At 53.4% G+C, this 12,716-nt stretch carries 13 protein-coding genes; 2 read left to right on the forward strand and 11 right to left on the reverse strand.

Annotation, left to right across the window (positions count from 1 at the left end):
• Positions 1-45: 45 nt before the first annotated feature.
• The 11 genes from THS27_RS11365 to pspA form a co-directional block, all read right to left on the reverse strand.
• Positions 46-963 carry an HlyD family secretion protein gene (locus tag THS27_RS11365; protein WP_085590890.1) on the reverse strand — a complete coding sequence of 306 codons (918 nt, stop codon included), beginning with the start codon at positions 961-963 and terminating at the stop codon, positions 46-48.
• A gap of 7 nt (positions 964-970) precedes the next feature.
• A complete protein-coding gene (locus THS27_RS11370; protein WP_085590892.1) occupies positions 971-1,174 on the reverse strand; it encodes a DUF1656 domain-containing protein in 204 nt (67 codons plus the stop codon).
• A complete protein-coding gene (locus THS27_RS11375; RefSeq protein ID WP_085590894.1) occupies positions 1,171-3,390 on the reverse strand; it encodes an FUSC family protein in 2,220 nt (739 codons plus the stop codon). Before THS27_RS11375 ends, THS27_RS11370 begins: the two co-directional genes overlap by 4 nt.
• A gap of 8 nt (positions 3,391-3,398) precedes the next feature.
• Positions 3,399-3,875, reverse strand: a complete 477-nt coding sequence (locus THS27_RS11380) for a MarR family winged helix-turn-helix transcriptional regulator (protein ID WP_085590896.1) — start codon at positions 3,873-3,875, stop codon at positions 3,399-3,401.
• A 440-nt stretch (positions 3,876-4,315) separates the two neighbouring features.
• Entirely contained in the window at positions 4,316-5,437 is a 1,122-nt protein-coding gene (locus THS27_RS11385; RefSeq protein ID WP_085590898.1) for a serine hydrolase, read from the reverse strand.
• A gap of 150 nt (positions 5,438-5,587) precedes the next feature.
• Complete coding sequence (locus THS27_RS11390) at positions 5,588-5,947, reverse strand: hypothetical protein (protein WP_085590900.1); 360 nt, start codon at positions 5,945-5,947, stop codon at positions 5,588-5,590.
• A 117-nt stretch (positions 5,948-6,064) separates the two neighbouring features.
• Complete coding sequence (locus tag THS27_RS11395) at positions 6,065-6,670, reverse strand: EndoU domain-containing protein (protein ID WP_085590902.1); 606 nt, start codon at positions 6,668-6,670, stop codon at positions 6,065-6,067.
• A gap of 70 nt (positions 6,671-6,740) precedes the next feature.
• Positions 6,741-8,117, reverse strand: a complete 1,377-nt coding sequence (locus tag THS27_RS11400; RefSeq protein WP_085590904.1) for an ATP-binding protein — start codon at positions 8,115-8,117, stop codon at positions 6,741-6,743.
• 362 nt (positions 8,118-8,479) lie between these two features.
• The gene (locus THS27_RS27175) at positions 8,480-9,133 is read right to left on the reverse strand and encodes a hypothetical protein (protein ID WP_085590906.1); all 654 of its coding nucleotides are present in this window, start codon (positions 9,131-9,133) and stop codon (positions 8,480-8,482) included.
• Positions 9,130-9,378, reverse strand: coding sequence for an envelope stress response membrane protein PspB (gene pspB / locus THS27_RS11410; RefSeq protein ID WP_085590908.1), 249 nt, complete (start codon positions 9,376-9,378; stop codon positions 9,130-9,132). The genes THS27_RS27175 and pspB overlap by 4 nt, the downstream gene beginning before the upstream one ends.
• An 86-nt stretch (positions 9,379-9,464) precedes the next feature.
• The gene (gene pspA, locus THS27_RS11415; RefSeq protein WP_085590910.1) at positions 9,465-10,130 is read right to left on the reverse strand and encodes a phage shock protein PspA; all 666 of its coding nucleotides are present in this window, start codon (positions 10,128-10,130) and stop codon (positions 9,465-9,467) included.
• Positions 10,131-10,294: 164 nt separating this feature from the next.
• Between pspA and pspF the strand changes: the two genes are divergently transcribed.
• Both pspF and THS27_RS11425 read left to right on the forward strand, forming a co-directional pair.
• Positions 10,295-11,326, forward strand: a complete 1,032-nt coding sequence (gene pspF / locus THS27_RS11420; protein ID WP_085590989.1) for a phage shock protein operon transcriptional activator — start codon at positions 10,295-10,297, stop codon at positions 11,324-11,326.
• A 229-nt stretch (positions 11,327-11,555) separates the two neighbouring features.
• Positions 11,556-12,701, forward strand: coding sequence for a 2-methylaconitate cis-trans isomerase PrpF family protein (locus THS27_RS11425; RefSeq protein WP_085590912.1), 1,146 nt, complete (start codon positions 11,556-11,558; stop codon positions 12,699-12,701).
• The last annotated feature ends 15 nt before the right edge of the window (positions 12,702-12,716 follow it).

A 12,716-nucleotide genomic window follows, 5' to 3' on the forward strand; every position in this document is an offset into this window, starting at 1 on the left:
TGAATTATTTTCAGGGCTGTTTTGCTATCCAATTAACAAGCGCCATTAAAACAGCTTACTCAGGCGTTCACCCTTGCTGCTTATGATATCTTTGCCATCCTCTATCACACGAACGGTCGCGCTCCGCCCGGCAACCAGCCGCACATCGGCGGGAACATCCTGCAATGTAACGCGCACGGGTACACGTTGTGCAAGGCGCACCCAGCTAAATGTAGGTTTAATATTGGCCAGGCTGCCGGTGGCACCTGTGCGTTCGCTATCCTGAATACCGGCTGAAATGCTGGCGACGTGGCCGTAAATGGGGTGTTCTTCCCCCATTAACTGCACCTCGACACGGTCGCCAATGGCAATGCGCGGCAATTTGGTTTCTTCAAAATACCCGGCAACATAATAGGAATTCGCATCAATCAGTGCGGCAATTGCATTGCCCGCCCCCACATAATTGCCGGGTCGCATTGAAAAGTTGGTCAATGTGCCGTCAACAGGGGCGCGGACTTTGGTACGCTTCAGGTTCAGTTTCACCAGGTCAAGGTCTGCCTTCGCCAGTTCGACAGCAGCATTGGCCGTTGCCAACGCCGTACGCACCTGTTCCTTTTTCTGGCGTGAAACGGCATCACTGCTAAGGTTGCGATAACGTGCAACTTCGCGTGCGGCCTGGTCCTTGCTCGCAACAGCGCTATCTAACCGGGCCTGCGCCTGGCTTACAGCCACTTCAAACCGGGCAGTATCGATTTCAAACAATAAATCACCCGCCTTGACCTGCTGGTTATCGGTCACATCCACCTTGCTGACCAAACCCGATACATCAGGGGCAATAGCCACCACATCGGCACTGATACGCCCGTCACGCGTCCAGGGATCGTTCATATAATAATCCCATAACTGAATACCTGCGACCACGGCAGCTGCGACCAGAACCCCGGACAGCACAAACCGCCCGATCCATGAAAACCACTTTTTCATAATTCACCTATCGAACAAAAATCGCCGTGATCCCGGCCAGCAGTAATACAAACAGCGCCAGATCGATCAGGGCCGGATGGAATGTGGTGCGGTAAAAACCAACCCGCACCAGAACCTTGCGCAGAACAATCAGGCTGCACCACGCCGCAATCGCAAACACCAGAAAACCCGGTAAATACACACCATATAAATCCACCATCGCACCGATCATGCCCGTCCCTCCAGACTTGCAGGTACAATGTCATTCGCACATGACAACGGCAGGGTAATGCGCTGAAAACCATGTCCGAAATCGGGCTCGCCATTGCGGGCAAGCACCCGGCGCATCGCCACCAGCGACACCACCAGCCTGCGTTTAAAGTTATGGTCCATGTCCATCTGTGCCGGTTTTGCCGCATTCCGCATGTCCCGTGATGCCACCAGCCCAACGAGGCCGTCGGCAAGGCACGACACGTCCTGTCCTTGCGGTTGATCTGCGGTTGCCTGCATCAGGATTTCGTCAAGCAAGGTTAAAAGCTCGGCGTCGGGCTTACGGTCAAAATCATGGGTTCTAAGGTCAAAATGATTGGCCATCCCGCCCAGGAAACGATCAAGCAGATCGGCGATATCGCCGTTCACCCCTTTGCGAACCCGACGCAAATCAAACAGGTTGGCCGCAATGGAGACTTCCGGCATTGCGCGCATCAACTGGCCCCGATGGTTTGGGGCCAGGGCCAGTTTCGGCAAGATCAAACCCTGACGATCCAGCAAGCGACGCAGCACTGTCATACGCGGGGCAACACGGTCAAACCGCGCCAGATTGGCAAGGTCGCGCCAATTGGCCTGCAACAGGCGGCGAATGGAATGATCCGGCGTCATGGAGCGCATCATCGCCGTTACAATTGCCGCCACAGCAAAGCCGGAAACCATGGCCACCGCCCCGTCAATCGAACTGGCAAAGTTACCGCTATAACGGGTGGAAATGTTAAGCAACATCACCGTATTAACCGCCATTGGCAGCGCAAAGATAAACGTTTTGGGTGACGGGATCAGCAAGCCGATGAGCAGCAAATAGGGGGCAAAAACGGCAACCAGCAACGGAAAACCATCAATGGCAGGCAGCACGGCATAGCCATAAAACAGCGTTACCACCACCGAAAACAGGGTATAGGTGATAAAGCCTTTTTGGGCGGGTACCGGGTCATCGAGAAATGACAATATACTGGTGCCGACAGCGGCCATCATCGCGGCCGAAGAACCATTGGGCCAACCGGTTTCAACCCAGATCAAACAGACCGCCAATGTCGCAAGGGTCGCGGTCAAGCCCGAGCGTAACGCCAAACCATAATCCACATGCAACGAAGCTTTGTCGCCCGGGTCTCGCCAGCGGTCCACCACCGTTTGGGGAACCCGCCCTTCGCGGATGCCAGCCCATAACAACTGGCAATCGTCGTAAAAACCAATCAGTCGATGCAAACGCACACACAGATTGATCACCAGAAGATCATGCCAGTTACGATTAACCTCGTAATGGCGGGCCAATTCGGAAATATCGTTGTGCAACCGGTTAATCCGGGTCCGGTCAAACGGATCGGCATTTCCATCCTGTATCCAGGTATCGATGCTGCGCAACAGAACGGCAACATTTTGGGGGATGCCAGGACCTGTTGCCGCCAGTGCATTGATCCGGTCATGCAGGCTGTAAAGGGATGGCAATAAAGCCGCCATGGCATTTTGCAATGCCTGCAACGGACGCGTCATCCCGTTCAGGGACGAACGTTCATAACCAACATGAACGGCAAGACCATGTATTTCGCCAATATCGGCAATCAGTTTAATACGGTCCTCATGCAATTTTTCATCATCATGGTCACCGGCAAAACTTAAACCCGCAAGATCGCGCACATCTTGCAAGGCACGATCAATTCTTGCGGCCAACACAGGCCCCAGATGACGTGGAAACACCACATGACTAACAAGTGTGGCACAAATAATGCCCAGACTGATTTCCTGGACCCGGGCAACAGCAACGTCAAAAACAGTGCCGGGGTCGGTAACACAGGGAAAACCGATAATGGCAGCGGTATAACCCGCCAGCATAAACAGATAACTACGCGGGGTGCGGTCAAGGCGCGACAGATACAGACATAATCCAACCCAACCCGCCATCATCAACGACAGTAAAACCGGTGCATCCACCAAATTGGGCACCAGCGCCACGGCGAAAACCGCGCCAATTATGGTGCCAACCACGCGATATACCGCCTTGGATGCCAAAACCCCGGTTAACGGATTGGCAATGATATAAACAGTTGCCATCGCCCATACCGGGCGGTCCAGATCAAATGCCAGCGCAATAAACAGGGCAAGCATACCGGCAACAAAGGTTTTGGCCGAAAACAACCAGTCATCCAGTCCCGGCCGGGAGGCAAGAATATTTTTTAACATCACATCCCCTAACCGTTATTGTCTTGCGGGTCCTTGCCTTCGCGACAGGTCAATCTGGCCAGCAGCTGCTTTAGAACCTTCAGGGTGGTTTCAAGGTCGCCATCATCAATTTCAGCCGTAACGTTATCGCGGACACGGGCCAGAATTTGCTCGATCTCGGTTGCCTTGATCGCCCCTTGCGAGGTGAGGGATACCATTTTCGCCCGCCGGTCTGACGGGTCGGCAACACGGCGCACCATGTCGTCGGCCTCCAGCGCATCAATCACACGCACCAGCGATGGGCCTTCAACACCAATTTCCTCGGCAATGGCGCCTTGTCGTACGGTGCCACCGCGCCGATGCAACACAATCAACGGTAATGCCGTGGTTTGCGACAAGCCGTGCGCTTGCAGGGCATGGTCGATCTCGCGACGCCATTTTCGCGCTGTGTTAATCAGGGCGCTGCCAATGGTCAAATGCTGGGAAAAGGGATCAAAATCTGTCATGCAAAAAAGGTAGCATTGAATTAGTTTGAATCCTATCTATTTTAATTCCAATCAGGCATGCCATCAACGCATGGCATAACGAACCCTGGATTTGCAGATAAGCTCTATTACCGCCGCGACCATTGCGGGCACCAATGCGCACCAACAAGCGTTTGTGGAAAGCGCCCCCCCCCCCTCAAATGAACCTGATTGATGCACTGGCTGCCTGCCGTACTGCTTACAGTGCAAAGACAGAATTATACAAAAGCCGAGATTTCCGAGTGGTAGCTCACCTATCGGCGTGTGTGGGGGGGGAAGAACAGACAGATTAACCGGTTTGAAAAACAGGATTTCGTAAAATTCCACACGGCTTTGCCACGCCGGACGCATGCGTTTACCAAACACCCGTTATTGCACCGCACCCGGCCCTTACACGGAAGGCAATCGTCGGTAAAACTGCTTTATTGCAGGGGATTACCAAAAATGGCAGGCAGTATTTGCTGAGTAAAAGGAGATACATCATTTAGCGGCCGACCATTGGTTAGAAAAACAATGGCTGTTTTTTGCTTGGGAAACCACGATATTTCAGCACTATAGCCAAAATAGGTGCCATCATGCCCCCAAACCGGCCCCCAGTCGCTTTCCCCAACCATAACGCCATAGCCATACGCCCCGTTACCGGCAAACATGGTATCAGTTGTCATGCGCTCAATTGCCTGGGGGCCCAACAAGGTACCATCAACAAAAAGCCCCCGGATAAAAGCCAGCATATCGCGCGCGGTTGAAACAACCCCGCCATCAGCCAGATGGTCGCCCACATCATAACCGGTGACGTCTTCAAGATTCCCGTCACCATCGCCATCGTCATATCCGCGCGCAAGATCAGCATCACGCGGGAAACTGCCAAAACTGGTCGCGTCCATTTCCAGCGGAGTAAAAATGCGTTTTTCAAAAACCTCCTCGATTGAGGCCTGTTCGATCTGCTCGATGATATAGCCCAGCAAGATATAATTGCTGTTGGAATTGGCATATTCGCTTCCAGGCGAAAAAACGGGATCGCGATCGGCGATCAACGGCAAAAGCTCGGCATTGCGCCATCCATGCCGGGGTTCACGCCCCACCAGTTCAAAAAAGAAATCACCGTCCAGATAATCGGGGATGCCGGAACTGTTATGTAAAAGGTCAATCAGGGTAGCCTGTTTGACGTTGGCGATGGACTGGGCATATTCGGGTGGCAGCCAACGCGCCGGATGATCCGACAGCTTTAACCGTTGTTCGGATGCCAGTTGCAGGATCACGACCGACGTCATCATCTTGGTTAAAGATCCGATATAGAACCGCTCCGCCCCACGCATTTTCCGGCTTGGGGCGACATGGGACAAGCCTGCCGCGGCAAAACGACTGCTGCCATCCTGATAGGCAATACCGACAACGGCGCCGGGCAATCCGGCCTGGGTGATATAGGCCTGCAAAAAGACCTGCAGCGGATCGGCCTGTTTTTGTGTTTGCGAAAAGGCCGGTTTACCACAACCAGCAAATGCAAAAAAAACAATTGCGAACAAAACAGGGCCCAAAGCCGCCATTTGGCCTGCCCGTGCCCCTATATGCCACCACCGATCACGCACCGCTTCTGTCCCCCGACTGAAATCACAGCCTTTTCACTATGGACAGCATTTGCCTGCAATCAAATTAAAAATTCAACGACTATTGGTACACTGCAGCACGTTTCACGCCTACTGTGCCAACCGGATCGTATCAATATCGGCAATCCGGCGCTCCAGCGCGGCAAGAAGGTCAGGGGTTCGCACAACAACCGGGTCCTCGCCGGTATCATCAATGGCGGGTTCAATAACCGAGGTTTCGGGACCAATGGTAACGCTATAGGCATTCATCACAATGTCATCTTCTGCACCGCTCTGCCCGGCGCGGACAGGCTGATTTATGATGCGATCGCGAACATATTCGGCCTTTTCACGAGACTGTTGAATATCAAGCACCAGAAATGCCGTGATACGCGCATGACCAACATTACTTGCATCCCGTCCCGGCCAGTCCGGTACAGCAGAATAAGGCCCACCTAATACTTCACCCATCAAAACCTCCTGTTGAGGCAAACGACACGCCAGCATTTTAATCCTAAACAAATGAAAAAGACAGCTCCGGCAAGGCGGCGTTTTCCTGGCCACCAGACGGAGCTGCCTTGCGGCAGGTTACGGTGCGACGTTAATCGGAAAGGCTGTATTAATTGCGGTGCCCGATATCGCCATTGCGACTGAGAAACGCAATGACGCATCTTTACCAACACAATATTTTCCAGCATCAGCCACCGGTAATGGTTCAGGCCGGTTATAACCGCATTTGGTCCATCCCGGCGCCCCTGCCGGGCAGGCTGCCTCGAGATGATCGGCAGCATATGTGATTGTTTCCTCGATCTGGGTTTGACTGCAATCATCGGGGAACAGGGTTGAAAACTTCGACGGGTTGGAAGGATTGGCAGCCCCGGCCCGGGCGCTATTCCAAAAAACCGTGGCATCATAAATGCCATTGGCATTTTCCGAACCCGGCGTCACGTTCACGGCAGAAATGGTTGCCGGGTTAACAGCCCCCGGGCGTGAATGAAAACCGACAAACCGGTTTTTAGCATTCACCTCGCCGCAAAAAACATGTTCAAGATTGATAGAATAAGCCCCGCTGCTATGCCCCTGCCCCGGACATGCAACCTGCGCCTGTGCTTTATTTCCCGCACAGACCAACAAAACAGCCAACAACATGGCAGTGCCAGTTAAAACCCGGCCTGCCGTTAATAGGATATACATTTGACGCCCCCGTCATGTGTTAAGAATACGTGCCGGTCGACGACCAGCCACACCCAACGACGCCAGCGCCCTATAACTGTGAAAATTCCAGTCCAATCCGCAGGGCCAATACACTGGCAGGTTCAAACCGCATGGGTTCACCGCCCAACTTGCCGCCATGCCATTGAGCCTTGGTAAGGACAAATGCCCCCAAGGGCAAATCGTGGCTGGTTTTGAAATTCACCAGCGCACGAACTTCCTTTGGTTTGCGAATGGCATCGTCGCGCCACATACAGTGATAGGCAAAAAGCGGCGTTCCACTACGGCGGTCCAAAAATACAAACGGCACTTCATAATGGCCCCAGCGCGCATAAAACAGGCTTTCCATACCCGTACTGGATGCCAGAAACTGGGTTTGAATGGCGGTTTCCACCAACCGGGTCACGGTATCTTCGCCTTCGGCGCGGCCACCAATAAGGCCACTTCGCAAACCGGGGTGAATCAGATGTACCTTAAAGGCAACAGCGCGCTGAAACGGTTTGGCATCCTGATCGATCCGTTCCAGCCGACGTACCAGCCATGCACTTTCCAGATATTCGAGATACCGGCGCAGGGTGTTTTTTGCCAGGTCAAGTTCGCGCGCCAGGGTTTCAATCGAAAATTCGGCCCCGGTATTATAAGCCAGCAAAACAAACAGGCGATGCAGGTCTGACGGGCTGGAAATGCCATGCAAACCGGGCAAATCGGAATGAAGGGAACGATGAATGGCCCCGGCTTCGCCATTGCGATCATGAAAACCGCCTTCGTTGATGTAATCTTCAAACAGGCGGTTTAATTCAATCAGACCATCGGGCACATCTGTTGTAAAGCGCCCCGCATTTGGCGGTTCGGGCAAAACATCGGCAGGTTTAATGCCTTGCTGCCCCAAATATTCGGCAAAGCTGAAGGGGGGCAAAAACAATGTGGTCAAATGGCTGCGATTTTCGGCATTAGGGGCCAGCGCACTGACGGCAACCACGCGCAACATCGGGTCGGCTTGTAACAACTTGGCAAGCTGGGCCTCCCAGTCGCGCTGATAGGATACTTCGTCGATAAACAGCCATAACGGATGATCGGCCGAAATCCCGCGCGAAGCCCGCAACAGGCGCGGCAGCCGGGAAATATCAAGTTCCAGAAATAACGGATGTTCCAGCGAAACATAACAGACATGGCGGCGCGGGGTATCGCCGTCGAGTAATTGCGACACGGCCTGACGCAGCATCACGGTTTTGCCCACACCACGCGGCCCGGTTAACAAAACGGCCTTATCACCGTCGCCACGTTCAATCGCATTCCAGAACCGCTTAAAAAATGCCCGTTCCGGCAGATTATGAACCACATCATCAGTGATGCCATCCCACCACGGATTATCCAGCATCAATCGACGCAGAAAATCCGGCTCACCAGGATGTTCAACAAAAGTCGCCATAAACCGCCCCCACAGCTTGCCAGTGACCGCTATCGCATCGGCAAAATAACGCCAGCAACAACACCCAAATTAGGATTAGTCATAAACCTTATTCTGATATTTTTTAACAAATACTTGTCAAACGCCGATTCTTTTGCCCATTACCCACAAAAAACGGATCGCCTGCCGGGGAGGCAAGCGATCCGACGGACCGATCTGCTATGCGGGAAGGCACAAGTCCTGGGGAAGACGCGAGAAAGACTGACCCGACAACGGGAGCGCCAACTGCATCTCGGTCCTTTTGCACCGGCCAGGCGGGCGGGGGAGGCTTACCAGCCGATGCAAACCGGAGATTTGGTAATCAGAACAACAAAACGGACAAATTATTTGTCAGGTTTTGTATCCGGGCCGGGAATATCGCCCTCATCAGGCTGGCCGGTTACATTCTTGCCGGGCTTGCCGGTGCCTTGGGCACCGTCGGCCTTGCGCATCCGTTCCAGCTCGGAAGATAAATTATAGTCACCCGAGGCAACATAACCTTCCATATGGCCAGTCCGGCGTTCAAGGTCGTCAAACTTGGCGCGCAATTCATCCATCCAGGGTTCTTCATAATCAACCCCGAAAGTCGGATGCTCTACCTTATCAGAAGCCGCATCGTCACCCGCTGTTGACCCGCTTCGTGCCGAAGTGGCCCCACCGGACGACCGGCGGGAATGACGACCCAGAAAACCGAACCATTCCGGATGATGAACATAGGACCAGGCGGCAATAAACAGGAACACGCCGACGGGGAAGCTGAAAATCAGCGTTGCGATCCAGGCGACAAGCACACCTTTGCGCGGAATTCCGAATTTTTCAGAGATGCCGGTAATCGTGCTTTTGATCGGCCCGGACCGGTGCGGGCCATTATGATGCCCACACCCGCCCTGGCTGTGGCTTTGGTCACGCCCCCGGCGAAAACGACACCCGCCGCCGGTATGATTATGATGCCTGTTATTAAAGTATCGTGCACCGGCAGCAGCTTGCTCGGCAGTCATATCCTGTTCCTCCATTCGGCAACCTCTGCATCCAGAAGACTCTCCAGTGTCGCAACACGGCCCTCAAGGCGCTCCGCCTGCAATTTCAGACGGGCCATTGCTTCCTTGTGCTGCTGACTTTCCGCTGGCGGAACTTCCTGACGTTCAGCTTTCATACGTTTCCACACGGTAATGTAATGAAAGATCACCCAGATTGGCCCGACAATAGAAATAAACACAATCAATGGAACGGCAAAAACCCACATAAGCGCCCTTTAACTGATCAGGGTTCGATCATGCCACAACTGGTCATGATCGCCGGCTGCGAACACCAAAATGCCCGCACACTGAATTAGTTGTCTTTATTGACCCGTTCCTTCAAGGCCTTCAGGTCATCTTCGATCCCAAGTTCCGCTTCAAGATCGCCGAACTGCTCGTCTAGCGATTTGGCACGACCCATATCATAGGAATCTGCACTGGCTTCAAGTTCGTCAATTTTACGTTCCATTGCCTCATACCGCAGCAAGGCATCATCGATCTGGCCATTATGCAGTTTTTCGCGCATTTTGACCCGTTTTTCTGCGGTTTTCATCCGAATTTCCACCGCACGCTGCTTGCCTTTGGCTTCGTTCAGTTTGTTGTGCAGTTTGTTCAGATCTTCGTCAAACTTACCCAGTGTTTCTTCGATCACTTCAAGCTCACGTTCCAGTACCACCGATTGCTCAGCCAAACGACGACGCGCCATCAGCGCCCCCTTGGCCAAATCATCACGGCCCTTGGAAACCGCAAATTCGGCTTTTTCTTCCCATTCATTCTGGCCGTCATGCAGCTTTTTCAGCTTGCGTTCGACTTCCTTTTTATCCGCAATGGCCTTAACGGCACTGGAACGGACTTCAACCAAAGTGTCTTCCATTTCCTGAATCATCAGGCGCACCATCTTTTCCGGGTCTTCGGCCCGGTCCAGCAGCGAATTGATATTGGCATTAACGATATCGGACAAACGCGAGAACACGCCCATTGCTCGATCTCCTGTTGGGGGATGTAAACTCTTCTGCCCTTCTATTGCAGGCAGCGTGCCAACTTTATGTTTTCATAAAAATCAATAACTTACAGATCAATCGCCATTTTTGATTAATATTTATCGCGACATTTATAGTGTTTTCCGATAACGTTTTTCGCGAAATGGACACCAGATCACAACCTATATTGGGCGAAGACCCCCGTTTTTTGGCAGCCCTGGAGCATGTTTCGCGCCTGGCACCAATTAATCGCCCGTGCCTGGTGATTGGTGAACGCGGGTCGGGCAAGGAACTGCTTGCTGCCCGCCTGCATTATCTTTCCACACGCTGGGGCGGGCCGCTGGTCAAGGTCAATTGCGCGGCACTAAGTGAAACCTTGCTTGATACCGAATTGTTTGGCCACGAAGCCGGGGCCTTTACCGGGGCTGCCAAACGCCACACGGGCCGGTTTGAACGCGCCAATGGCGGCAGCATCATTCTAGATGAAATTGCCACCGCCAGCCCCATGGTGCAGGAAAAATTGCTGCGCGTTGTCGAATATGGCGAAATTGAACGGGTTGGCGGCAGCGAAATTATTGATGTTGATGTCCGTGTGATTGGCGTTACCAATGAAAACCTCAAACACCTGGCGGCACAGGGAAAATTTCGCGCCGATTTGCTTGACCGGCTGGCATTTGACGTAATTGCCGTGCCGCCCTTGCGCGAACGGCCGGACGATATATTACCGCTGGCCGAACAGTTTGCCCTGGAAATGACCAAACGCTTGTCACGCCAGGTATTTTCAGGCTTTAGCAAACATGCCACACAACAATTGCAAAATTACGACTGGCCCGGAAATGTGCGCGAATTGCGTAACGCCGTTGAACGCAGCCTGTATATGTCTGACGACCCGGAGGGCCCGCTGCCCCATATCGTACTGGACCCGTTTGCCGGAATCTGGAGCGAAACGAAGGCAGACTTTGCAACACCATCAACAAACACGCTGCCTGCCATAGCCGCCCCATCGCCCACATCGAATACAACCAACCCTGCACTGGATTTCAAGGCAGCGATACGTGACTACGAAATTACCCTGCTTGAACATGCAATGCACCAAAGCCACAACAACCAAACCGAAGCTGCCGAAATGCTGAAGCTGAATTATCACCAGCTTCGCCGCTTGCTGGAAAAACACGACTTGCTGCCAACAAGATAAAACCAACATGTATCAGCCCCGTACCCCAGGCTATTCCAGGTATGACGCCATTAAACGCTGGCACCTGACATTCTGGTTTGCGAACAAAAATCACGTCAGATAGATGGCTTATGGCTGCGCGAACCTAGCCAATTTCTACATGATGCCTTGCCCCGGGCGCAGAAATTTCTCAGTCGTTTTTCATCGCCGCCACCACCAATGATCGCACCTTCGCCACAGGAACCGTTCCATGCCCAACCCGCAAAACAATAACCCGCAAACTGCCCTGCGCGCTGTTTACATGCGCGGCGGTACCAGCCGGGCACTGTTTTTCCACGAAAAAGACCTGCCCGCAGCAGGTCCAGCCCGTAATGCCATGATATTGGCCGCCATGGGCAGCCCCGACCCGCACAAACGCCAATTGGATGGTATGGGCGGTGGCATTTCGTCATTGTCAAAAATTGCCATCATCGGCCCGGCAAGCAGATCGGATGCCGACATTGATTACACCTTCGGCCAGGTCGCGGTTGATACCGCCGTGGTGAGCTATAAGGGAAATTGCGGCAATATTTCATCGGCGGTCGGGCCGTTTGCCATCGATGAAGGGCTGATACCCCCCGACAGCAGCACACAGGCAACCGTGCGCATCCATAATACCAATACCGGCAAAATCATTGTTGCGCGTTTTGCCCTGCAAAATGGCAAAGCGGCAGTTATGGGGGATTTTGCACTGGATGGTGTGGCGGGTACGGCAAACCCGATTGCACTGGACTTTCTAAATCCCGGCGGATCCTCCACCGGTCATATCCTGCCCACCGGCAACGTAACCGATCAGATCGAAACAGAAGGATTTGGCCCGCTTGAGGTTTCGCTGATCGATGTGAGCAACCCGGTAGCCTGCTTGCGTGCAAGCGATCTAAACCTGACCGGCAGTGAAAGCCCGGCTGACTTGACCGCCATGCCGAACCTTCTGGAACGGATTGAAACGATCCGCATCGCTGCCGCTGTCAAGATGGGATTATGCAGCGCCGAAGAAGCCCGCACCACATTGCGCAACCTGCCGCAAATTGCAATTGTGTCCGCACCATCACCGGGCAACAACGCCCATATCACGGTCCGCATGATTTCTGCCGGACAGGCCCATTTGGCAACGCCGCTTACCGGGGGCATGTGCCTTGCCGCTGCCATGCGTATTCCTGCAACAATCGCCAATCGCACGGCGCATCTTCCCGTCGACCCGGCTCAACCGCTTAATATCAGTCATCCGTCTGGCACCTTGACTGTCGATGCAACCATTTTAACCACCCCGGAACTACACATCCCGTCAGTAACAGTATATCGCAGTGCGCGGCGACTTATGCAGGGCGAGGTTTTAGTGCCGACCCATCGCATTTAACGCAATCAGGCCAAA

The sequence above is a fragment of the Thalassospira sp. MCCC 1A01428 genome, assembly GCF_002115825.1.
In the GTDB taxonomy this organism is placed as follows: domain Bacteria; phylum Pseudomonadota; class Alphaproteobacteria; order Rhodospirillales; family Thalassospiraceae; genus Thalassospira.